Source organism: Saccharothrix lopnurensis, from assembly GCF_042658445.1.
Taxonomy (GTDB): domain Bacteria; phylum Actinomycetota; class Actinomycetes; order Mycobacteriales; family Pseudonocardiaceae; genus Actinosynnema; species Actinosynnema lopnurensis.
Window position 1 is genome coordinate 101,724 of the sequence record NZ_JBHSQO010000018.1, and the last position, 21,496, is coordinate 123,219.

The window sequence follows — 21,496 nt, forward strand, 5'->3', positions numbered from 1 at the left end:
CCGCCGACTCCAGTGCGTGCCCGGCCGACCACTCCCCGGTCCCGGGGTCCCCACCCCGATCCCGCGCCGGCCCACCGCCCCGCCTCGCCCACCGCCCCGCCCCAGCCCGCGCCAGGCCCGGTCCCGCGCCGCCCCCGCGCCGGCCCCCGATCCCGCGACGGCCCCGCCCCCGCACCCACCCCCGTCCCACCCGGCCCGGACTTTTCGGCGAGCCGTTCTCCCGGAGTCCTCCGGACCTCGCCGCGCTCCCACGTAGGCTGCACACGTGGTGTTGTCCGCATCGTCCGAAACGATCGCACTCGGCTCGCTTGATTCCGCAGGTCCCACGGCCGTGTGGCTCATCACGCTGAGCTTCATCTTCTTCGAGTGCGCGTTCATCTTCGGCCTGTTCCTGCCCGGCGACTCGCTGCTGTTCGCCGCCGGCGTGGTGCTCGCCTCGCACGACAGCGAGCTGTCCGCCTGGCTGCTGTCCGTGGTCGCGCTGGTGGTGGCCGTCGTCGGCAACCAGATCGGTTACTACATCGGCCGGCACACCGGCACGAGGTTGCTGGCCCGGCGCGGCGGCAAGGTGCTCAACAAGGAGAACCTGGCCAAGGCCCGCGACTTCCTCGACCGCCGCGGCTTCTGGGCGATCGTGCTGGCCCGCTGGATACCGTGGGTCCGCACGCTGGCCCCGATGATCGCGGGCGCGGCGCGCATGGACCCGAAGCGGTTCATGCTGGCCACCACGATCGGCGCGATCGCCTGGGTGCCGACCCTGGTGCTGGCCGGCTACTACGGCGCGGGCCTGCTGGCCTCCGTGCCGTGGCTGGAGACGGTCGCGGTCGTGGCGAGCGTCGCGTTCTTCGTCTTCGGCACGGCCTTCGGCCTGCACCGCTACCGGCAGGAGATGAAGAAGCCGGTGGAGGACGAGGAGATCGTGGCCCGCTAGACCACCTCGGTGATCAGCAGGTCCGCGGACGACTTCGACGCGTTGACCATGAGCGCGTTGACGTGGTCGGTGCCGTGCAGCACGCGTTCCCGCGCGTCCTCGACCGACCGCCCGTAGCGGACGTGCCGGTCGATCAGCCGCGCCACGCGCAGGTCCTCGTCGATCATCAGGAACCACGCCTCGTCGAGCACGACCCGCACGCGCTTCCACTTGTCGTACTGCATCAGCAGGTAGTTGCCCTCGGTGACGACCAGCGGCACGGCCGGGTCGATCCGCACCGCGCACGCCACCGGCTCCTCGATCTCGCGGCGGAACTCCGGCGCGTAGACCACGTCCGGCCCGCACGCCTTGAGCCTGGCGAGCAGGTCGGCGTAACCGGGGATGTCGAACGTGTCCGGCGCGCCCTTGCGGTCGGCGATGCCCAGGCGCTCCAGCTCGCGCTGGGCGAGGTGGAACCCGTCCATCTCGACCAGCACGGCGTCCGCGCCGAGCGCGTCCACCAGCCGCCGCGCCAGCGTCGACTTGCCCGAGCCCGGCGCCCCGCCGATGCCGAGCAGCCTGCGCTCGCCGGTGTCCACCAGCGCTCGGGCCCGGTCGACCAGCTCGTCGAACCTCACCGACTGTCCCGCCACCGTCCCAGCTCCTCCACCCAGTCCCACGCGGTGTTGCGCACGCGCACCGCGGCGACCTCGTTGGCCCAGCGGACGGCGTCGGCCGGTTCGTCGCCCCGGGCGACCGCCACCGCCAGCGCGCCGTGCCACACGTCGCCCGCGCCGTTGGTGTCGCGCACCTCGACAACAGGTACAGGGTGCGAGCCGGTGGCACCACCGCGCGACCAGGTGACGGGGCGCGGGCCGTGCGTCCGGATCACCAGCGGCACACCCCGGTCGTGCACCTCGCGCTCCGCCATCCCGAAGCCCTCCGAGCACGCCGCGACGTCCACCAGCGGCAGCAGGTCGTCGAGCACAGGCTTCCAGCTCCCCGCGTCGAGCACCACGGGCACGCCGCGCCGCCGCGCCAGGCGGGCCGCCGCCAGCGCCAGCGGACCCAGGTGACCGTCCACCAGCACCACGTCCGCCCCGGCCACCTCCGCCTCCACCAGCCCGTCGGCGACCTCCACCGCGAACCCCTCCGCGTTGCGCGAGACCACGGTCCGCTCGCCGTCGCGCTCCCGGACCGCGACCATGCTCAGCGCCGGGCCGCCCGCCCCGACCGAGCGCACCTCCACCGGCCGCAGCCGCTCCCGGGCGAACGCGCCCAGCTCGCCGCCCAGGGCGGTCAGCAGCACCGCCCGGTGCCCCAGCGCGGCCACCGCGCGTGCCGCGTTCGCCGCCGGACCGCCCGGTGCCAGGTGGACACCCAGTGACTGCACCTTCTCACCGGGCAGGGGGAATTCGGCCACCGACTGGCTGACGTCCACGGTGGTCAGGCCGACACAGAGCACGGAAACCACGTTCCGACCTCCTACCAGGTACTGTTCGGCACGCAATCGCTTGCGCAGCTCAGACGGGGACGGCTCCATGGTCACCATGCGGGAGGTCGCCGGTCTCGCCGGCGTCTCCATCACCACGGTCTCACACGTGATCAACGAGACCAGGCCGGTCGCGCCGGACACCAGGGACCGGGTGCTGAAGGCGATCGAGGAGACCGGGTACACCGGTGACGCCATCGCCCGGTCGTTGGTCACCGGCGGCACGAAGTCCCTGGGGCTCGCGGTGTCGCTCGTGTCGCACCCGTACTTCGCGGAGCTGATCGCGGCGATCGAGAGCGAGGCGACCCGCGCCGGGCACACCCTGGTGCTGATCAACACCCGGGGTGACGCGGAGAGCGAGCAGGCCGCCGTCCGGATGCTGCGGTCCCGGCGGGTGGACGGGGTGCTGCTCACCCCCACGTCCGGCTCGGCGGCGCTGCCCGAGCTGCGCCGGCTCGGCGTGCCGACGGTGCTGGTGGACCGGCTCACCGTGGCGCAGGACACCGACCAGGTCGGCCCGGAGAACGTGCAGGCCACGTCCACCCTGGTGCGGCACCTGGCGGACCTGGGGCACCGGCGGATCGGCCTGGTGTCCGGCACCCCGGGGCTGGCCACCACCGACGAGCGCGTGCTCGGCTACCGCCTGGGCCTCGGCCGGGCCGGGCTGGCGTGGGACGAGGCGCTGGTGCGGACGTCCCTGGGGCCGCTGCTCGGGCAGGTGAGCGGGGTGGTGGTGAGCGACCACCACGTGCTGGTGGACGTGCTGCGCACCGCCCGCGCGAACGACGTGCGGGTCGGCTCGGACCTGGCCCTGGTGACCTACGACGAGGTCGAGTGGTCCGAACTGGTCGACCCGCCGCTGACCACGATGGCGCAGCCGGTGGAGGAGATCGGCCGGACCGCGGTGCGGCTGCTGCTGGCGCGCATCGAGGACCCGGACCGGGCGCCCCGGACGATCCGGCTGCCGCCGACGCTGCGGCACCGCGAGTCGTGCGGGTGCCACGGCTGAGGGCTGGAGGCCGGGGGCTGGGGCCGAGGACCAGGGCTGGGGGCCCGACGAGACCCACCGCTCGCCCGACCCCGGGCCCGCCGGACCCGGCCTCCGAGACCCGGCCACCAGACCCCGAACCCCGCCACCAGACCCGACCTCCCGGACCCGGCTCACCGCCGCCCCGGCGCCATCCCGTTGCGCTCCAACAACGCGGCGGCCTCCACCGCCATCCACCCGCCCAACTGCACGGACAGGTCCCGCTCCGGCCGCGCCCACCCCCGCTCCGGCCCCCGCCCCCACCGGTGCCCCGGCGCCGCGCCCCCCGCGGGCGGGCACGCGGGCTCGCCCCACTCCGGACCGAACAGCGGCCCGCCGACCACCGCGGCCCGGTTCGCCCACACCGCCTCGGCCGAGGAGAACACCAGGTCGGCCGCCCGCGCCGCCTGCGGCCGGTCCAGCCGCAGCGCCGCCTGCGCGAGGTACCGGGTGAGGATGCCGCCGAACAGCCCGCCGTCACCGCCGCCGTGCCCGCGCAGCACGCCGTCGACCGCCAGGTGCTCGGCCACGGCGTCGACGATCCGCGCGGCCTGGTCGCCGTACGCGCCGCCGAGCTCCACGCACGCGCCGAGCACCACGCCCTGGCAGTAGGTGTAGAAGTTCTTCTCCACCTCCCGCACCGACCCGTCGGGGTGGACGTGCAGCCCGTCCCACAGCAGCCCGGTCTCCCCGTCGCGCAGGCACCCGTCCACCCAGTCCACGGTGGACCGGGCCCGCCCGAGGTCGGCCGGCGTGCCCAGGCGGGCGAAGAAGATCGCCGCCGGGCCGTTGGCGGGCACGTTCTTGAAGTCGTCGTGCCGCTTCCACCAGATGCCGCCGCCGCCGTGGTCGGTCCAGGCGTCGCGGAGGTGCCGCGCGATCGTCGCGACGGCACCGGGCCTGGCCACCCCGACCTCGTGCCGGGCGCGCAGCAGCGCCAGGCCCAGCCAGGCGATGTCGTCGTAGTAGTCGTTGGTCCACCCGACCAGGTTGCGCACGCGGATGCCGCGCACGAGCCGACGCACCAGCGCCACGCGGGCCTCGCGCGGCGACCGGAGCTGGGCGTCGAGCACGCAGTCCAGCAGGTGCGCCTGCCACCAGTAGTTGAACCGGACGTGCAGGCGGTCGCCGGGACCGGCGGGCCACGAGACCGCGCCGAGCGCGGTGCCCGGCAGCCCCCAGACGCGGCGCAGGTGCCGGGACTCGACGGCACGCTCCGCGACATCGGCGCGCGCGGCGAGGAGCTTCGGTGTGGTCACGTGCCCAGGGTGCCTACTGAACCGGTCGAGAAGCTCGCCGGAACAGGTCCCAGTGGTAGAGGGCCATGGCCACGCTCGTGGTGAGGTTGTAGCTCGACACCCGCGGCCGCATCGGCAGGGACACCACCAGGTCGGCCCGCGCCCGCACCGCGTCGGACAGCCCGTGGCGCTCGGACCCGAAGGCCAGCACGGCGTCGTCCGGGATGCGCCGGTCCCGCAGGTCCACCCCGCCGGCGTCGAACGCCACGACGCGCCCGACGACCTCGTCCACGCCGCCCAGCCGCCGCACCGGCAGCGCGAAGTGCAGGCCGGCGCTGCCGCGCAGCACGTTCGGGTGCCACGGGTCGACGTCGCCCAGCGACGCCACGCCCCCGGCGCCCAGCCCCGCGGCGACCCGGATCACCGCGCCCAGGTTGCCCAGGTTGCGCGGGTTGTCCAGCAGCACCAGCGGCGCGGGCGGCACGGGGTCCACCGGCTCCGCCGGGCGTTCGGCGATCCCCGCGACCCCCGTGGGGTGCGTCCGCCCGACCCGCCGCACGAACTCGTCCGCGCCGACGACCTCGGCCCGCCGTTCGAACTCGCCCACCAGGTCGGGCGCGTGGGACCGCGCGAGCCCCAGCGCCCCGTCCCGGTCCAGCACCACCACGGACCGCACCCGCGCGCCGAACCGCAGCGCGTGCTTGACCGCGTGGAAACCCTCCAGGACGACCTGCCCGACCACCACACCCCCGACCACGACACCCCCGAACGGACCGGGCCATGGTAGTGACGGGTCGGGTCAGCGGCAGACCTCGGCGCCGCGCGACGTGCGCTGCTCGGCGCGCCGCCGGAGGTAGAAGCCGACCCAGGAGCCCAGCACGACCAGCGCCACCAGCACCTGCACCAGGCGCGCCGCGGAATCCGGGTAGAGCACGCCGTCGATGTAGGTGTCGATGAAGCCCACGGCGAGGGGCTCCTGCCCGGCGGCGGCGCGGAAGGTGTTCTCCAGCCAGGTCAGCGGGCAGGGGATGGGGAACAGCACGACGAGGAGCCCCCACGTGGCCATGGCCGCGTGGAAGTAGAGGACCCCGGGCCGGCGCCAGGCCAGGAAGCCGCCCACCACCAGGAAACCCAGGACCCCGAAGTGCACCACCATGACCAACTCGGCTAACGCGTGCGCGACCATAGGGACCTCCCTGCACCCAGGGTAAGCCCGTTGACGATCACGTGTCGGGGAATTCCCGGTTATCGATCGTCGCCGGTCAGCCCCTGGGCAGCGCCTGCCACGGCACGTTGCCCGCCACGTCCAGCAGCAGGTCGGCCAGCACCGACAGCGGCGCGCCCACCAGCGGCCCCGGCACGGCGGCGGCCAGGGTGTGCTCGTCGAAGGCGATCGCCACGCCGTTGGCCCGCGGGTCGTGCAGCAGCGCCTGCGCCAGGCCGGAGCCGAGCAGGGCGGAGGCGAACGCCGGGTTCTTGCGGCGCACCTCGTAGCGGGCGTCGAACACCGGGTCGCCGGTGGCCGTGAACTGCTCGAACAGGCTCCACGCGGTGTCGCTGCGCGGGCTGATCAGCACCCAGGGGCCCGGCATCGGCCGCGGCACCACCACGACCGAGTAGGCGCGGTACCCGGCGGTCACCGCGTTGTCGGTGCGCAGCACCACCTCGACCGCCAGCACGGGCGCCCCGCGCCAGTGCCCGACGAGCTGGAACTTCACCCGGCTGCGGTCGGACTCCAGCATCCGCCCGATCTGCGGCACGCGCTCCTGGAAGCCCTGGTCCTCGGCGACGAACCGCCACCCCAGGGACGCCTCCAGCGCGCGCATCCGCTGTTCCCAGTCGGTCACGAACCCCTGGTCCGTGAACGGGTTCCGCTTCCGGCGCGACAACCCCACGGCGACCCCGACACCGAGGATCGCCACGACCACCAGGAGCAGGACCAGGGAGACCACGTCAGTCCAGACCCAGGTCCGCGAGGTCGAGCAGGTAGCGGTAGGGCAGGCCGGCGGCCTCGACGGCCTCGCGCGCGCCCGTGCCGCGGTCCACCACGGTCGCCACGCCGACCACGGTGGCGTCGTGCGCGCGCAGCACCTCCACGGCGGTCAGCACGCTGCCGCCGGTGGTGGAGGTGTCCTCGACCGCGAGCACGCGCCGCCCGGCGACGTCGAAGCCCTCGACCTGGCGCTGCATCCCGTGCTGCTTGCCGGCCTTGCGCACCACGAACGCGTCGAGCACCTCGCCCGAGGCCGCGGCGGAGTGCATCATCGCGCAGGCCACGGGGTCGGCGCCGAGCGTGAGCCCGCCCGCCGCGGCGAAGTCCCAGTCCGCGGTGAGCTGCCGCAGCAGCCTGCCGATCAGCGGCGCGGCCGCGTGGTGCAGCGTCGCCCGGCGCAGGTCGACGTAGTAGTCGGCCTCGGCGCCCGAGGACAGCGTGACCTTGCCGTGCACGACGGCCAACTCGCCCACCAACCGCGCCAGCTCGGCCTTGGCGTCGGGGTCCAGCACCACATCGGTTCGCACGGGTGCCAAGACTGTCATACCCAAGGCTGTCGTACACCGTCGCGCCCCGACACACCACGACCCCGCCGTAGGCTGCGCACCGTGATCCTCCCCGGCGTCGACACCCTGGTCATCGAGCAGCCCTGGGGCGTGGGCCGCCACCTGTTCGGCTCCCGGTACGAGGTCCGGGTCCACGCGGAGGGCGGCGAGCCGCTGGCCACGGTGACCGACCGCGGGCCGCTGGGTCCGCTGCGCGGGCTGCTGCGCCTGACCGGCTTCTCCGGCCGGACCGGGTTCGCCCTGGCGCTGGCCCACCGCGGGCAGCCGCTGCTGCTGATCGACAAGGGCCGCTGGCGACCGCCGACCCGGGTCGCGGGCCCGGACGGCGCCCCGCTCGGCGCGGTGCGCCTGGAGGGCCGCGGCGCGTACGGCCTGCTGGACCCGGCGGGGCAGCGGGTGGCGCTGTTCCACGAGGTCGCGAGCTTCGGCGCGGGCGCGATCGCCGAGCGCGACGGGAAGCGGGTGCGCCGGGACGTGCTCCGCCTGCGCCCCGGCACACCGGAACCCCTGCGCTCACTGGCCATCGCCACCGCCGTGGCCTACGACGTGGTCCGGGGCGCGGGCACGAACCACACGGGCAGCGGCGGCTTCGACTTCCCGACCCCGGTCTGAGCCGGGGCCGGGCCGCGCGGCGCCCCGCCGGCAGCACCGATACCGACGGCACCGGCGCCGCGGGACACCGCGTCCCGACCTACCAGGCGTCCTCGGTGAACCGGCTCGGCCCGTCCTCGTCGTCGCCGACCACGCGCGGCCGCCCCGCCTCCACCACGTCCTCCGGGTCTTCGCCCTCCCGGATCGCCGCGTAGGCGCGTCGGAGGTCCGGCACCCCGGTCCGCAGCGCCCGCTGCACGCCCTCGTCGTCCGCGGCCCGCCCCGAGGCGACGTCCCGCCAGGACAGCTCGCCCGCGTCGACCCGCCGCGCCAGGTCCTTCAGCTCGCGCGGCGCGTCGGGCGAGTTCGCGAAGCGCGAGATCGCCGCCAGGTCGGCGGCGCCGAGCCCGGGGGACCGCATCCGCACCCGGCTCGCCGCCCGCGCGGTCTCCTCCACGGTGGCCAGCCGCGCGTCCACGTCGGCGACCAGCGCGTCCAACCGCGCCCTGTCGTAGGGGAAGGTCACTGCCCACCCCCGCCGGAGCCGGCGCCCACCGGGGCGGGCGGGGTCGGCGGCGGGGTCTGGTAGCGGCCGTGGGCCGAGTGGCCGGCCTTGCCGAGCCCGTAGCCGCCCATCGCGATGCCGATGCCGCCGGACTTCGCGGCCGCCGCGCCGTTGTCGTACTTCTCCCTGCCGTCCTGGTAGGCGTCCAGCACGTCGAGGAGGTCGCCGACGTCGCGCACGTCCTTCAGCTTGGTCAGCGCGGTGCCCATCGCGACGATGCCGTCGACCATGCCCTGGACGCCCTCGATGAGCGCCTGGATGGAGATGATGATCTTGCGGATGGCGTCGGCGATCTGGACGGCGTCGTAGACCATCCACACCGCGCGCCCCCAGCCGACCACCGGGATCCACGCGGTCATCGCGGCTTCCATCAGCTTGCCGACGAGCATGTCCAGCAGCGTCAGCGCGAGCCCGCACGCCGTGCGGCAGGTGGAGGCGGTCGACCGGAACTGGTTGCCGATGATCCGCGCGACCTGCGAGTCGGCCTCGATCGCGACGACCCACATGGTGCTCATGCGCAGCTCGAACGCCTGCGCCGCGCCGCCGTCCCAGTGCGGCGAGAGCTGACCGACGCCCGCGTCCACGTTGTGCCGCACGGAGTCCAGCGCCTTGGCGACCCGGTCCCAGGCGTTGGCGTTCTCGTCGATCTTCTCGAAGTCGCCGAGCAGCGGGTTGATCAGCGACTCGACCAGGTTCTCCCCGGTGACCTTCTCGTAGATCCAGTTGACGCCCTGGATCTTCCAGCCGGCCTTCTCGATCAGCTCCCGGGTGGACTGCCGTCCGGGCCGGTCCTCGGCCGCGGCGCCCAGCGCGACCGCCGGGTCCTCGACGTCGGCGTACGCGGTCACCGCCCGCCCCCGACGGTGGGCGCCTCGGCGACGTCGGCCAGCTGCGCCAGCACCCGGTCGACGCGGCTCAGCACCAGTTCCTCGCCGCGCTGGTAGGTGTCGGCCGCCCCGGTCAGGCCCTCGGCCTCCCGGACCATCATCCGGTGGGCGAAGTCCAGGGTCTCGCCGTACAGGCCCGCGACACCGGTGACGACCGGCTGGAGCAGCGAGAGCAGGCCGGTGAACCCGGAGGTGTCACCGCCCTTGACGACCGCGTGCTCCTTGATCACCTGGAAGTGCCGCGCGTTGCGGGTCAGCAACTCGGCGCAGCCGCGCAACTCCGGCGGCTCCACCCTGAACTCCTCGCCCATCGACCGTCCCCTCCTCGATCCAACTGGTGGACTCGGACGGGCGGGACGGGCGTCGGGTTCCCGCGGACCTACGTGCGGCCCCGGCCACCCGCGACGCGCGAGGCGATCCGCCGGACCAGGGCCCGCGGCGCGAGCCTCGCGAACAGCGTGATGGTCTTGTACTGGGTGCCCGGGATGGACAGCTGCTTGCCGGCCCGCAGGTCGGCCAGGGCGTCGTGCACCACGTGGTCCGCGTCCAGGTACAGCAGGGCGGGCGTCTTCGACATGTCGATGCCGGCGCGCTGGTGGAACTCGGTGCGCACGAAACCCGGGCACAGCGCCATCACCTGCACGCCCGTGCCCGCGGTGGCCATGGACATGCCCTCGGAGAACGAGATCACCCACGCCTTGTCGGCGCTGTAGGTGGTGCCGCGGCCGGGCAGGAAACCGGCGACGCTGGCCACGTTCACCACCGCGCCGCGACCGCGCGCGATCATGCCCGGCAGCGCCGCGCGGGTCAGGCGCAGCACGCTGGTCACGTTCACGTCCAACTGGGACTCCAGCGCCGCCGGGTCGGCGGTGACGAACTCGCTCGCCAGCGCGAAGCCCGCGTTGTTGACCAGCAGGTCCACCTCGCGCGCGGCCAGGAAGTCCGCGACGGCCGCCCGACCCCCCGCGGTGGACAGGTCGGCGGGCAGCACCTCGGCGGTGATGCCGTGCGCGTTGCGCAGCTTGGCGGCCAGCTCCTCCAGCCGGTCCACCGCGCGGGCGACCAGCACCAGGTCGTGGCCCTCCGCGGCGAGCCTGCGGGCGAACGCGGCCCCGATGCCCGAGGACGCGCCGGTGACGAGGGCGATCGGCGGGGTCACGGCTTGCGCCCGAACTGCGGGCGGTGGACCTCGGCGCCGACGTCGGCTTCGTCGTCCGCGTCGAACGGGTCGACCACGTCGGCCAGCTCGCCCAGGTCGCGCAGCAGCCGCTCCAGGCGGGCCGGGGTGGAACCGGGCGGCGCGGCGGCCAGCACCCAGTCGTCCTCCAGCCACACGACGGTGACGTCCGCGCCGATCTCCTCGGCGGCGTCCACCAGGTCGGGGGTGATGAGCTTGCGCGCGGCGGGCAGCTCGCTGACGAACGCGTACCGCGAGCCGACCGGTCCGAGCAGGTCGGGCATCTGGTCGCGTTGGAACGGCACGCTGGGCAGCCACAGCTCCACGACCACCGGCAGCGCGCGCCGGCAGCGCACGCCCACCAGCACCGAGTTCACCTTGCCGCTCGTCTCGTGGTCGAGCACGTAGACCTGCCGGCGGCCGTCCGCGGTGAACGTCGAGCCCGCCACCACGTCCTTGGCCACGCCCGCGCCGTAGTAGGCGATCGCGCCGCTCTCCCACCGGGTGGGCAGCACGTGGTCGGTCTCCTCGAACTGCCAGCCGCGCAGCGCCGCCCAGCGGCGGCGCTCGCGGTTACGCGCGGTTCGTTGCGCCCGGTCGGTGGCGAGCAGGGCGAACCCCGCGACGCCCGCGACGGCGGCGACGGTGAACCAGACCCACGCCGGGATACCCACGGTGCGAGAGTAGCGGGCGCGGGGGAACAATCGAAGATCACCGGTGGCGCGGTTCGCGCGTTCGGATCAAGCCGTTACCCGAAGGCGCAGGTCGGGGTACCCGGATCGACACGATCGGTGATCCCGGACCCAGCGGGACCGGGGCCATCCGGTTGAGGGCCGGCTCCGGTCGGGGTCGACGCGGGGGTCGGCCGGCGTCGACCGACCCCCGACCGCGACCTCAGCCCGTGACCTCAGCCCCGACCGACGATCAGCCCGGACTGGTCGTCGAGCACGTCGACCTTCACCGCGTCCCCGTCGCGGACCTCGCCGGCCAGCAGCTCCCTCGCCAGCTGGTCGCCGATGGCCGACTGCACCAGCCTGCGCAGCGGCCGGGCCCCGTAGAGCGGGTCGAAGCCGTTGAGCGCGAGCCAGTCGCGGGCGGCCGGCGTGACCTCCAGGGTCAGCCGCCGCTGGGCCAGGCGCCGCCCGAGGCGGTCGACCTGGATGTCCACGATCGAGGTCAGCTCCTCGGTGGCCAGGGCCCGGAACACCACCACGTCGTCGAGCCGGTTGAGGAACTCCGGCTTGAAGTGGCCGCGGACCACGGTCATGATCGCGTCCCGCCGCTGCCGGTCGTCCAGCGAGGCGTCCGCGATGACGTGCGAGCCGAGGTTCGAGGTCAGGACCAGGATGGTGTTGCGGAAGTCCACCGTGCGGCCCTGGCCGTCGGTGAGCCTGCCGTCGTCGAGGACCTGGAGCAGCACGTCGAACACGTCCGGGTGCGCCTTCTCGACCTCGTCGAGCAGCACCACGCTGTACGGGCGGCGGCGGACCGACTCGGTGAGCTGGCCGCCCTGGTCGTAGCCGACGTAGCCGGGGGGCGCGCCGACCAGGCGGGCCACCGAGTGCTTCTCGGAGTACTCGCTCATGTCGATGCGGATCATCGCCCGCTCGTCGTCGAACAGGAACTCCGCCAGCGCCTTGGCCAGCTCGGTCTTGCCGACGCCGGTCGGGCCGAGGAACAGGAACGAGCCGGTGGGCCGGTCCGGGTCGGCCACGCCCGCGCGGGTGCGCCGGACCGCGTCCGACACCACGCGCACGGCCTCGGACTGGCCGACCACGCGCCGGGCCAGCTCGTCCTCCATGCGCAGCAGCTTCGCCGTCTCGCCCTCCAGCAGGCGGCCGGCCGGGATGCCCGTCCAGGCGGAGACCACGTCGGCCACGTCGTCCGCGCCGACCTCCTCCTTGAGCATCACCGCGGCGTCCTGCGTGGTGCGGGTGGCCTCCTCCAGCTCCTTCTCCAGGGCCGGGATGCGGCCGTAGCGCAGCTCGGCGGCCCGGCCCAGGTCGCCGTCGCGCTCGGCCCGCTCCGACTCGCCGCGCAGCTGCTCCAACCGCTCCTTGAGGTCGCGGACCTTCTCGATGGCGTTCTTCTCGTTCTGCCAGCGGGCGGTCAGCGCGGCCAGCTCCTCGCGCTTCTCGGCCAGTTCGGCGCGCAGCGCGGCCAGCCGCTCCAGCGAGGCCGGGTCCGACTCCTTGGCCAGCGCCATCTCCTCGATCTCCAGCCGCCGCACGGCGCGCTCGACCACGTCGATCTCGACGGGGCGCGAGTCGATCTCCATGCGCAGGCGGGACGCGGACTCGTCGACCAGGTCGATCGCCTTGTCCGGCAGGAAGCGGGCGGTGATGTAGCGGTCGGACAGGGTGGCGGCGGCGACCAGGGCGGCGTCGGTGATGCGCACGCCGTGGTGCACCTCGTAGCGGTCCTTGAGGCCGCGCAGGATGCCGATGGTGTCCTCGACCGAGGGCTCGCCCACGAAGACCTGCTGGAAGCGGCGCTCCAGCGCCGGGTCCTTCTCGATGCGCTCGCGGTACTCGTCCAGGGTGGTCGCGCCGACCATGCGCAGCTCGCCGCGCGCCAGCATGGGCTTGATCATGTTGCCCGCGTCCATGGCGGAGTCGCCGCCCGCGCCGGCCCCCACGATCGTGTGGAGTTCGTCGATGAACGTGATGACCTGGCCGGCGGAGTCGGTGATCTCCTTCAGCACGGCCTTCAGGCGCTCCTCGAACTCGCCGCGGTACTTCGCGCCCGCGACCATGGCGCCCAGGTCGAGCGCGACCACGCGCTTGCCCTTGAGCGACTCGGGCACGTCGCCGGCGATCACGCGCTGGGCCAGGCCCTCGACGATCGCGGTCTTGCCGACGCCGGGTTCGCCGATCAGCACGGGGTTGTTCTTGGTGCGGCGGGACAGCACCTGGACGACGCGGCGGATCTCGGTGTCCCGGCCGATGACCGGGTCCAGCACGCCCCTGCGGGCGCGTTCGGTCAGGTCGACGCCGTACTTCTCCAGGGCCTGGTAGGTGCCCTCGGGGTCCGGGCTGGTGACCCGGGCCGAGCCGCGGACCTTGCCGAACGCCTCCTTGAGGGCCTCCGGGGTCGCGCCGTGCCGCTTGAGCAGGTCGGTCACCTGGCCGCCGTGCTGGGCGAGGCCGACCAGCAGGTGCTCGGTGGAGACGTACTCGTCGCCCATCTCGGTGGCGAGCTCCTGGGCGCGGCCGAGCACGCGGGCGGCGTCGCGGGAGAACTGGGGGGCGGACACGGACGAGCCGGTCGCCGCGGGCAGCGAGCGGGACAGCTGGTCCAGCTCCTTGTGCACCTGCTTGGCGTCCGCGCCGACGGCGCCGAGCAGGGGCGCGGCCAGGCCGTCGCCCTGGGCCAGGAGGGCGCCGAGGAGGTGAACGGAGGTGACGTCCGGGTTGCCCGCGATGGTCGCCGCCTGCACGGCGGCCGACACGGCCTGCTGCGTCTTCGTGGTCGGGTTGAAAGCGTCCATTCCTCACCTCGGTCGGCGAACGTGCGTGGACCGGCGTGCGGCACCGGCCGTCACCCTGGTCAACGTCAGAAAAGTTGAGCCTGTTCCGCTCAACCTACGCGAGTGCTGTGGCATGGGCCACGCGGTACCGGGGTGGGTGAAAAATCCGGTGACCCCCGAGCGGGGACCCGTGAGGATCACCGCATGACCTCTCTCGTCAACCACATCACGTTCGACTGCCGGGACGCCTACGAACTGGCCGGGTTCTGGAGCCTGGTCACCGGTCGGCCCCGGGCCGACGACGACCACCCCGGCGATCCCGAGGTGTACATCGAGCTGCCTTCTGGTCCGGGACTGCTGTTCATCCAGGTGCCCGACCCGAAGGTGGTCAAGAACCGGGTGCACCTCGACCTGCGGCCCGAGACGACGCGTGACGCGGAGGTCGAGCGGCTGCTCGGGGTGGGTGCGAGGCTGGTCGACGACCAGCGGCGGGCGGACGGGACCGGGTGGGTGGTGCTGGCCGATCCGGAGGGCAACGAGTTCTGCGTGGAGCGCAGTGCGGCGGAGCGGGCCGCGCGGGGCTGACGAGGGTTCCGGGGAGGGCGGGGCACCACCGCTTCGCGGGCGCGGTCTCGTCCCGCCCTCCGGTTCCGCCACGTCCTCACGCCGCCTCGCCCTCCACCGCGCCCCCGTGCCGTCATGGCACCCGAATCCGGCACGGCTCCCGCTCCGGCACGCCCTCGCACGGACCTGACCCGGGCCTGGTGCGGCGCCGGCGCGGTGTCGGCCCGGTCCTGACCGGGACGTCGGCACAGGTCACCCACATGTCTTAAAAAGTTGTCCACAGGGGGCGGGAGTTGTCCACAATCCGCTGGTGCGCATCCACAGGCGGGTGCGGATGACCGCAACAATGCGGTTCCAGCCGTCACCCGGCCCGGTGCTCCGGCCCGGTGCCCGGCACGGCCGCTCGCAGGACCAGCGTGCGCGCCTGTCCGGGCAGAGGCAAATCGGGCGTCTCGACGTGGCTCCGCTCCCCGCCCACCCCCGGGTCGCCGGCGGGCTTGGTCCTCGGGTTCGGCGGGCTCAGCCCCCGGGTTGGGCGGGTGCGCCCCGCCGGGGACCCGGACCGCTCCCCGATCCGCACAGCCGCTCGTACGCATGGGGGTGGGACACAAGCCTCGATTTCGGTATATGTATAGAGGAGTATCCACCCGTTGGCCGGAGCGACCCGCGACCGTCCGTGACCGCTTAGCACTCGAAGGTGGCATCAAGGAGTCAACCAGGCAGTTGACGGGTTAATGTCCCCTCGTCGGGGATGGAAGCTTGACGAGGACGTAGCGCCTTGCTGGCGCCGCCAGAAACGTGGAGACTGCGCCCGGACCATGACTGCGAACGCTGTGTTGAGCCCCCTCCCGAGCCCGCCACACCGAGAACCTCCCCCCGGGGTCACCGCCATGGTGCGGATGATCCGGGAGAGCTTCGCGGTGGTGGAGCCGCGCTCCGACGAGGTCGCCAAGTTCTTCTACGGAATGCTGTTCAGCCTGGCCCCGGCCACGCGCGAGATGTTCCCGGTGAACATGGAGGTGCAGCGCAGCCGGTTGCTGCGCGCCCTCGTGCACGTGGTGCAGATGGTGGACCGGCCGGACGACCTGATCCCGTTCCTCCGCCAGCTCGGGCGCGACCACCGCAAGTTCGGCGTGGTCAACGTGCACTACGAGTCGGTCGGCACGGCGCTGCTGGCGGCGATCAAGAAGTTCGCGGGCCCCGCGTGGACGCCGAAGGTCGAGCTCGCGTGGGCCGAGGCTTACACGATCATGGCCCGCTCCATGCAGGAGGCCGCCGCGGCCGACGACGGTCCGGCGTACTGGCACGCGACCGTGCTGGAACACCAACGGGTGAGCTGGGACCTGGCCGTGATCCGGTTGCAGCCGGATCACCCGGTCGGGTACCGCGCGGGCCAGTACGTGAGCGTCGAGACGCCCCAGCGGGCCCGGCTGTGGCGGTACTACTCGCCCGCCAACGCCCCCCGCGCGGACGGCATCATCGAGTTCCACATCCGCTCGGTCGAGGGCGGGTGGGTGAGCCGCTCGATCGTCGGGCACACCCAGGCCGGTGACGTGTGGCGGATCGGCCCCCCGATGGGCCGGCTCAGCGTGGACCGCAAGTCCGGGCGCGACGTGCTCATGGTCGCCGGCGGCACCGGGGTCGCGCCGATGCACGCGATCATCGACGAGATGGCGCAGTGGGGCGAGAACCCCCGCGTCCACCTGTTCATGGGCGGTCGGACCCGCGAGGACCTGTACGACCTGGACAACCTCCAGCGGTTCGCGATGACGAACCCGTGGCTGACCGTCGTGCCGGTGCTGGAGTCGGACCCGGGCGCCCGCGGCGTCGAGCAGGGCACCCTCGCCGACGTCGTCACCCGCTACGGGGCGTGGCAGGACCGCGACGTGCTGGTCTGCGGCTCGCCGTCGATGATCCGGGCCACGGTGTCCCGGATGCTGGTGGCGGGCACCCCGCTGGACCGGATCAAGTACGACCCCTTCACCCTGGACTGAGCCTCACCTCACCACGCCACGCCGCTTCCGAGCCGAACCAGCCGCACCCCGGTCCGCACTCCCGCGCCGGGGTTGGTCGGCAGCCGCACCCGGGCTGATCAGCTCCGCCACTCGGGACCAACATCCCCCGCTTCGGCGGCCGGCCTGTCGACCGGGGACACCGGCCCCAGGACCACCGCGGCGATCCCCGCAGGCGTGACGCGCCGAGCGCTTGGGCGAACGCGGGCAGCAACTTCCCGGCGGCGGAGGTCGGGCTGAGCCGAGACCAGGGGCTCGCCCGAAGCCGGGCTAGGCCAGGTCGGGCTGGATCGGGCCGAGCTGGATCAGGCGGAGGGGCCGGACCCAGACCGGAGCCGGGGGCTGAGAGCTGGGGCCGGGAGCTGAGGGCTGAGGCCGGGAGCTGGCCTGGGCTGGGGACTGGTCTGAAGTCGGGTCGTGGAGGGCTGGGCTCCGGGGCTGGCCCGAGATCCGGGTCGGGTCCGGTCCGGTCGGGTCGGGGAGGGCTGAGGCCGGGTCGGAGAAAGGCCGACGGCCCGGCTGTGGGGTGGCCGGGCCGTCGGGTGGGTTTTGGGGGATGCGGGGTGGTCGCGGGGTTCCTCATGTGCAACCGATGGTCGGTAACGGTGTTTCCGTACATCAGTCACCCCATCGTGTGTCCCCGGGATCAGCGCTTGGGCCCCGGCCGCCACACCACCAGCGCGGTCTCGTGCCGCACCGGCACCAGGTCGCGCCGGTAGGAGGCGTGCACCGACGCGGCCGCCTGCTCGGCCGCCGCCATGGCGGAGGCCAGTTCCTCGGTCAGCTGGTGGACCCTGGCGCGCAGGGCGCCGACCTCGTTCTCCAGCTCGATGATCCGCTTGACCCCCGCGAGGTTGACGCCTTCTTCCTGCGACAACCGCTGCACCTCGCGCAGCAGCACGATGTCGCGCATCGAGTACCGGCGCCCGCCCCCGGACGTGCGTCCTGGCGACACCAGCCCCATCCGGTCGTACGACCGGAGCGTCTGCGCGTGCAGACCGGACAGCTGCGCCGCCACCGAGATCACGAAGAACGGGGTGTCCTCGTCGGTGCCGGGCGGGAACGGGAAGCTCACACCTACCTCTTCTCCACCAGGGCGTTGAGTTCGGCGCGGGGGTCGTGGTGGGTGGTCACCGCCGCGTACTTCTCCAACGCCTCGCGTGCCGCGGCGTCCATGTTGTCCGGCACCTGCACCAGGAGCGTGATGAGCAGGTCGCCGACCTGGCCGTCGCGCTTGGCGATGCCCTTGCCCTTGGCCCGCAGCACCCGGCCGCTGGCGGTGCCCGCGGGGACCCTCAACGTCACCTTGCCGTCCAGGGTGGGCACGGTCAACGTGGTGCCCAGGGCCAGTTCGGGGAAGGTGACCGGCGCGGTGAGGGTCAGGTCGTTGCCGGACCGCCCGAACACGGGGTGCGGGTTGACGTGGACCCGCACGTACAGGTCTCCGGCGGGTCCGTTGTTGCGCCCGGGTTCGCCCTGGCCGGCGAGCCTGATGCGCTGGCCGTCGTCGACGCCCGAGGGGATGCGGATGGTGAGCGTGCGCGTCTTGGTGCTGACGCCGTCGCCGCCGCACTCCGGGCACGGGTCGTCGACGATGCGGCCGGTGCCGCGGCAGTCGGTGCACGGTTCGGAGAAGGCGAACGCGCCCTGGCTGCGGGTGACGAGTCCGGCGCCGCCGCAGTTGGTGCAGGTGCGGGGGGTGGTGCCGGGTCTCGCGCCGGAGCCCGCGCAGGTGCCGCAGGCCGACGGGCTGGACAGCCGCAGGGGGACGGTGGCGCCGCGGACGGCTTCGGTGAAGTCGATCCGCACGTCGGTTTCGACGTCGTCGCCGCGGCGGGGCCGGGTGGCGGAGGCGGTGGTGCCCCCCCGGCGGTTGAACAGGCCGCCGAGGATGTCGCCCAGGCCGCCCATGCCGCCGGCGCCGGTCTGCTGGGCGCGGCCGAACAGGTCGCCGACGTCGAAACCGCCGGTGCCCCCGGTGCCGAAGCCGCCGGGGAAGCCGCCGCCCCCGGCGAAGAGGCGGCGGGCTTCGTCGTACTGCTTGCGCTTGGCGGCATCGGACAGGATGCCGTACGCCTCGGAGACGGCCTTGAAGCGGGCTTCGGCCTTGGCGTCGCCGGGGTTGGCGTCGGGGTGCAGTTCCCGGGCCAGCTTCCGGTACGCCTTCTTGATCTCGTCGGCCGAGGCGTCGGAGGAGACGCCCAGCTCGCGGTAGAAGTCCTTCTCGATCCAGTCCCTAGCACTCACCGGACATCACCTCCCTTTCCTCAGCTGCCCTCGGCCGGCTCCGCGGCGGCCGGCTCCGGCTCGTGGTCGGTGACGCCGACCAGCGCGGGTCGCAGGACCCGTTCGCCGTAGCGGTAGCCGCGGCGGAGCACGGCCGTGACCGTGGGTCCGCCGACCTCGGGGGACGTGCTGTGCTGCACGGCCTCGTGGACGGACGGGTCGAACTCCTCGCCCTCGTGCCCGAAGGGTTCGAGGCCGAGGCCGCGGAGGGTGGTGACCAGCTTGTCGGCCACGGCCTTGAACGCGCCGGTGAGGTCGCCGTGGGCCTCGGCGCGCTCGACGTCGTCGAGGACGCCGAGCAGTTCGCCCGCGACCTGGGACTTGGCGGTGCTGATGACCAGTTCCCGGTCGCGCTCGACGCGCTTGCGGTAGTTGGCGTACTCGGCGGTGAGCCGCTGGAGGTCGGCGGTCCGCTCGTCGAGCTGGGCCTTCAGCTCGACGGCGGGGTCCTCGGCGACGGCCGTGCCCTCGTCGGGCAGGTCGGGGGCGGCGTGCTTGCCGCCCTCCGACGTCTGCCCGGACGACTGCTCCGGCGACGACTGCTCCGACGACTGCTGCGGCTCCGACGCGGGTGCTCCGACCTGGGTGTCGCCGTTCTCCGGCGCGCCGTCCCCGGCCGGGGTGGCGCGCACCTCGCCGGTCTCGGGGTCGATGCGCCTGCGGTCGGTGACGACCACCTGGGGCTCTTCGGGCTGGGTCACTTCTTGTCGTCCTCGTCCACGATCTCGGCGTCGACCACGTCGTCGGCCTTGGGCGCGTCGCCCGCGGCGGCCCCGCCGGCGGCACCCGGGCCCGCGTCGGCGGTCGGCGCGGCGTTGGCGTACAGGGACTGGCCGATGGCCTGCGACTCGGTGGCGAGCTTCTCCACCGCGGCCCGGACCTTGGCGATGTCGGTGCCCTTGAGGGCCTCGTTGGTCTCGTCGATGGCGGCCTTGACCTTGTCCTTGACCTCGGCCGGGATCTTGTCCTCGTTCTCCTTGACGACCTTCTCGGTCTGGTAGACGAGGGTCTCGGCCTGGTTGCGGACCTCGGCTTCGTCGCGGCGGCGCTTGTCCTCCTCCGCGTGCGCCTCGGCGTCCTTGATCATGCGGTCGATGTCGTCCTTCGGCAGGGCGGAGCCACCGGTGATGGTCATCCGCTGCTCCTTGCCGGTGCCCATGTCCTTGGCGGAGACGTGGACGATGCCGTTGGCGTCGATGTCGAAGGTGACCTCGATCTGGGGGACGCCGCGCGGGGCCGGCGGGAGGCCGGTGAGCTCGAACATGCCGAGCTTCTTGTTGTCCGAGGCGAAGTCGCGCTCGCCCTGGAAGACCTGGATCTGCACGGACGGCTGGTTGTCGTCGGCCGTGGTGAAGATCTCGGAGCGCTTGGTGGGGATGGTGGTGTTGCGCTCGATGAGCTTGGTCATCACGCCGCCCTTGGTCTCGATGCCCAGGGACAGCGGGGTGACGTCGAGCAGCAGGACGTCCTTGACCTCGCCCTTGAGGACGCCGGCCTGGAGGGCGGCGCCGACGGCGACGACCTCGTCCGGGTTCACGCCCTTGTTGGGCTCGCGGCCGCCGGTGAGCTCCTTGACCAGTTCGGCCACGGCGGGCATCCGGGTCGAGCCGCCGACGAGCACGACGTGGTGGATGTCGCCGACGCTGATGCCGGCGTCCTTGATCACGTTGTTGAACGGCGCGCGGGTGCGCTCCAGCAGGTCGTTGGTGATGCGCTGGAACTCGGCCCGGGACAGCGTCTCGTCGAGGAACAGCGGGTTCTTGTCGCCGTCGACGGTGATGTAGGGCAGGTTGATGGTGGCCTGGGAGGAGCTGGAGAGCTCGATCTTGGCCTTCTCGGCGGCCTCGCGGATGCGCTGCAACGCCATCTTGTCCTTGGTCAGGTCGATGCCGTTGCTCTGCTTGAAGCGCTCGACCAGCCAGTCGACGATGCGCTGGTCCCAGTCGTCGCCGCCGAGGTGGTTGTCGCCGGAGGTCGCGCGGACCTCGACCACGCCGTCGCCGAGCTCCAGCAGCGAGACGTCGAACGTGCCGCCACCGAGGTCGAAGACCAGGATGGTCTGCTCCTTCTCGCCCTTGTCGAGGCCGTAGGCCAGGGCGGCGGAGGTGGGCTCGTTGACGATGCGCAGCACGTTGAGGCCCGCGATCTGGCCGGCCTCCTTGGTGGCCTGGCGCTGCGCGTCCTCGAAGTAGGCGGGGACGGTGATCACCGCGTCGGTGATCTCCTCGCCCAGGTACGCCTCGGCGTCGCGCTTGAGCTTCATGAGCACGCGCGCGCTGATCTCCTGCGGCGTGTAGTCCTTGCCGTCGATGCCGGTGGACCAGTTGGTGCCGATGTGCCTCTTGACCGACCGGATGGTCCGGTCGACGTTGGTCACGGCCTGGTTCTTGGCGGGCTGCCCGGTGAGCACCTCGCCGTTCTTGGCGAAGGCCACGATGGACGGGGTGGTCCGCGAGCCCTCGGAGTTGGCGATCACCGTCGGCTCGCCGCCCTCGAGAACCGCGACGACGGAGTTGGTCGTCCCCAGGTCGATGCCGACCGCTCGCGCCATTGGATTCCTCCTGGTAGTGCGTGTGTGGAAGCCCCGCATTGAGCGGCACTGGCTCAAGTTTGCCGGCTTCCCCGGACTTGAGTCCAACCGACTCAACCTTTCTGCTCCTTGCAACGAGCGGGAGGGCCCGCGTGTTCCCGGCGGGACGTGATCCGGACCACCCGTCAG

22 protein-coding genes are annotated in these 21,496 nt (G+C 73.1%); 5 read left to right on the plus strand and 17 right to left on the minus strand.

Annotation, left to right across the window (positions count from 1 at the left end):
• The first annotated feature begins 265 nt into the window (after nt 1-265).
• Nucleotides 266-931 carry a DedA family protein gene (locus tag ACFP3R_RS19390; RefSeq protein WP_380637643.1) on the plus strand — a complete coding sequence of 222 codons (666 nt, stop codon included), beginning with the start codon at nt 266-268 and terminating at the stop codon, nt 929-931.
• On the opposite strand, the gene ACFP3R_RS19395 is transcribed toward ACFP3R_RS19390, so the two are convergent.
• Together ACFP3R_RS19395 and ACFP3R_RS19400 are read right to left on the minus strand one after the other, a co-directional pair.
• Nucleotides 928-1,548, minus strand: coding sequence for a nucleoside/nucleotide kinase family protein (locus ACFP3R_RS19395; RefSeq protein ID WP_380637644.1), 621 nt, complete (start codon nt 1,546-1,548; stop codon nt 928-930). The genes ACFP3R_RS19390 and ACFP3R_RS19395 overlap by 4 nt on opposite strands.
• The gene (locus tag ACFP3R_RS19400; RefSeq protein WP_380637645.1) at nt 1,545-2,375 is read right to left on the minus strand and encodes a PfkB family carbohydrate kinase; all 831 of its coding nucleotides are present in this window, start codon (nt 2,373-2,375) and stop codon (nt 1,545-1,547) included. Before ACFP3R_RS19400 ends, ACFP3R_RS19395 begins: the two co-directional genes overlap by 4 nt.
• A gap of 76 nt (nt 2,376-2,451) precedes the next feature.
• Here ACFP3R_RS19400 and ACFP3R_RS19405 point away from each other — a divergent pair, with 76 nt between their 5' ends.
• Nucleotides 2,452-3,411, plus strand: a complete 960-nt coding sequence (locus ACFP3R_RS19405) for a LacI family DNA-binding transcriptional regulator (protein WP_380637646.1) — start codon at nt 2,452-2,454, stop codon at nt 3,409-3,411.
• Between the two features lie 152 nt (nt 3,412-3,563).
• Here ACFP3R_RS19405 and ACFP3R_RS19410 read toward each other — a convergent pair whose 3' ends face one another.
• The 5 genes from ACFP3R_RS19410 to pyrE form a co-directional block, all read right to left on the minus strand.
• Nucleotides 3,564-4,688 carry a glycoside hydrolase family 76 protein gene (locus tag ACFP3R_RS19410; RefSeq protein ID WP_380637647.1) on the minus strand — a complete coding sequence of 375 codons (1,125 nt, stop codon included), beginning with the start codon at nt 4,686-4,688 and terminating at the stop codon, nt 3,564-3,566.
• A 13-nt stretch (nt 4,689-4,701) separates the two neighbouring features.
• Nucleotides 4,702-5,424 (minus strand): TrmH family RNA methyltransferase, encoded by a 723-nt coding sequence (locus ACFP3R_RS19415; RefSeq protein WP_380637648.1) that lies wholly within the window; start codon nt 5,422-5,424, stop codon nt 4,702-4,704.
• Nucleotides 5,425-5,466: 42 nt separating this feature from the next.
• Nucleotides 5,467-5,853, minus strand: a complete 387-nt coding sequence (locus ACFP3R_RS19420; protein ID WP_380637649.1) for a DUF2784 domain-containing protein — start codon at nt 5,851-5,853, stop codon at nt 5,467-5,469.
• 76 nt (nt 5,854-5,929) lie between these two features.
• Entirely contained in the window at nt 5,930-6,619 is a 690-nt protein-coding gene (locus ACFP3R_RS19425; protein ID WP_380637650.1) for a hypothetical protein, read from the minus strand.
• A 1-nt stretch (nt 6,620) separates the two neighbouring features.
• Entirely contained in the window at nt 6,621-7,175 is a 555-nt protein-coding gene (gene pyrE / locus ACFP3R_RS19430; protein ID WP_380637688.1) for an orotate phosphoribosyltransferase, read from the minus strand.
• A 93-nt stretch (nt 7,176-7,268) separates the two neighbouring features.
• On the opposite strand from pyrE, the gene ACFP3R_RS19435 reads away from it, so the two are divergent.
• Nucleotides 7,269-7,838 carry a hypothetical protein gene (locus ACFP3R_RS19435; protein ID WP_380637651.1) on the plus strand — a complete coding sequence of 190 codons (570 nt, stop codon included), beginning with the start codon at nt 7,269-7,271 and terminating at the stop codon, nt 7,836-7,838.
• A gap of 79 nt (nt 7,839-7,917) precedes the next feature.
• On the opposite strand, the gene ACFP3R_RS19440 is transcribed toward ACFP3R_RS19435, so the two are convergent.
• The 6 genes from ACFP3R_RS19440 to clpB all read right to left on the minus strand — a co-directional run bounded on the left by ACFP3R_RS19440 (nt 7,918) and on the right by clpB (nt 13,936).
• Nucleotides 7,918-8,343 carry a hypothetical protein gene (locus ACFP3R_RS19440; RefSeq protein ID WP_380637652.1) on the minus strand — a complete coding sequence of 142 codons (426 nt, stop codon included), beginning with the start codon at nt 8,341-8,343 and terminating at the stop codon, nt 7,918-7,920.
• Nucleotides 8,340-9,230 carry a WXG100 family type VII secretion target gene (locus tag ACFP3R_RS19445; protein ID WP_380637653.1) on the minus strand — a complete coding sequence of 297 codons (891 nt, stop codon included), beginning with the start codon at nt 9,228-9,230 and terminating at the stop codon, nt 8,340-8,342. The genes ACFP3R_RS19440 and ACFP3R_RS19445 overlap by 4 nt, the downstream gene beginning before the upstream one ends.
• Nucleotides 9,227-9,580, minus strand: a complete 354-nt coding sequence (locus ACFP3R_RS19450) for a hypothetical protein (RefSeq protein WP_380637654.1) — start codon at nt 9,578-9,580, stop codon at nt 9,227-9,229. The genes ACFP3R_RS19445 and ACFP3R_RS19450 overlap by 4 nt, the downstream gene beginning before the upstream one ends.
• Before the next feature lie 68 nt (nt 9,581-9,648).
• Complete coding sequence (locus ACFP3R_RS19455; protein ID WP_380637655.1) at nt 9,649-10,428, minus strand: SDR family NAD(P)-dependent oxidoreductase; 780 nt, start codon at nt 10,426-10,428, stop codon at nt 9,649-9,651.
• On the minus strand, nt 10,425-11,120 hold the full coding sequence (locus ACFP3R_RS19460) for a type III secretion system chaperone family protein (RefSeq protein WP_380637656.1): 696 nt from the start codon (nt 11,118-11,120) through the stop codon (nt 10,425-10,427). Before ACFP3R_RS19460 ends, ACFP3R_RS19455 begins: the two co-directional genes overlap by 4 nt.
• Before the next feature lie 233 nt (nt 11,121-11,353).
• Nucleotides 11,354-13,936, minus strand: a complete 2,583-nt coding sequence (gene clpB, locus ACFP3R_RS19465) for an ATP-dependent chaperone ClpB (RefSeq protein ID WP_380637657.1) — start codon at nt 13,934-13,936, stop codon at nt 11,354-11,356.
• A 183-nt stretch (nt 13,937-14,119) separates the two neighbouring features.
• Between clpB and ACFP3R_RS19470 the strand changes: the two genes are divergently transcribed.
• Both ACFP3R_RS19470 and ACFP3R_RS19475 read left to right on the plus strand, forming a co-directional pair.
• A complete protein-coding gene (locus tag ACFP3R_RS19470) occupies nt 14,120-14,500 on the plus strand; it encodes a VOC family protein (protein ID WP_380637658.1) in 381 nt (126 codons plus the stop codon).
• A gap of 869 nt (nt 14,501-15,369) precedes the next feature.
• Nucleotides 15,370-16,473, plus strand: coding sequence for an FAD-binding oxidoreductase (locus tag ACFP3R_RS19475; RefSeq protein ID WP_380637659.1), 1,104 nt, complete (start codon nt 15,370-15,372; stop codon nt 16,471-16,473).
• 664 nt (nt 16,474-17,137) lie between these two features.
• Here ACFP3R_RS19475 and ACFP3R_RS19480 read toward each other — a convergent pair.
• From ACFP3R_RS19480 to dnaK, 4 genes are read right to left on the minus strand one after another with little or no spacing between them, the layout of a single operon-like run.
• The gene (locus tag ACFP3R_RS19480; protein WP_380637660.1) at nt 17,138-17,566 is read right to left on the minus strand and encodes a heat shock protein transcriptional repressor HspR; all 429 of its coding nucleotides are present in this window, start codon (nt 17,564-17,566) and stop codon (nt 17,138-17,140) included.
• Nucleotides 17,567-17,568: 2 nt separating this feature from the next.
• Nucleotides 17,569-18,738 (minus strand): molecular chaperone DnaJ, encoded by a 1,170-nt coding sequence (gene dnaJ, locus ACFP3R_RS19485; protein WP_380637661.1) that lies wholly within the window; start codon nt 18,736-18,738, stop codon nt 17,569-17,571.
• A 20-nt stretch (nt 18,739-18,758) separates the two neighbouring features.
• Nucleotides 18,759-19,478, minus strand: a complete 720-nt coding sequence (gene grpE, locus ACFP3R_RS19490) for a nucleotide exchange factor GrpE (protein WP_380637662.1) — start codon at nt 19,476-19,478, stop codon at nt 18,759-18,761.
• Complete coding sequence (dnaK, locus tag ACFP3R_RS19495; protein ID WP_380637663.1) at nt 19,475-21,328, minus strand: molecular chaperone DnaK; 1,854 nt, start codon at nt 21,326-21,328, stop codon at nt 19,475-19,477. The genes grpE and dnaK overlap by 4 nt, the downstream gene beginning before the upstream one ends.
• Between the last annotated feature and the right edge of the window lie 168 nt (nt 21,329-21,496).

Excerpts from the sequence above, each read along its gene's own strand:
- ACFP3R_RS19405 (WP_380637646.1), top strand. The coding sequence starts at position 2,452 with ATGGTCACCATGCGGGAGGTCGCCGGTCTCGCCGGCGTCTCCATCACC.
- ACFP3R_RS19420 (WP_380637649.1), bottom strand. The coding sequence starts at position 5,853 with ATGGTCGCGCACGCGTTAGCCGAGTTGGTCATGGTGGTGCACTTCGGG.
- ACFP3R_RS19450 (WP_380637654.1), bottom strand. The coding sequence starts at position 9,580 with ATGGGCGAGGAGTTCAGGGTGGAGCCGCCGGAGTTGCGCGGCTGCGCC.
- clpB (WP_380637657.1), bottom strand. The coding sequence starts at position 13,936 with ATGGACGCTTTCAACCCGACCACGAAGACGCAGCAGGCCGTGTCGGCC.
- ACFP3R_RS19470 (WP_380637658.1), top strand. The coding sequence starts at position 14,120 with ATGACCTCTCTCGTCAACCACATCACGTTCGACTGCCGGGACGCCTAC.
- ACFP3R_RS19475 (WP_380637659.1), top strand. The coding sequence starts at position 15,370 with ATGGTGCGGATGATCCGGGAGAGCTTCGCGGTGGTGGAGCCGCGCTCC.
- dnaK (WP_380637663.1), bottom strand. The coding sequence starts at position 21,328 with ATGGCGCGAGCGGTCGGCATCGACCTGGGGACGACCAACTCCGTCGTC.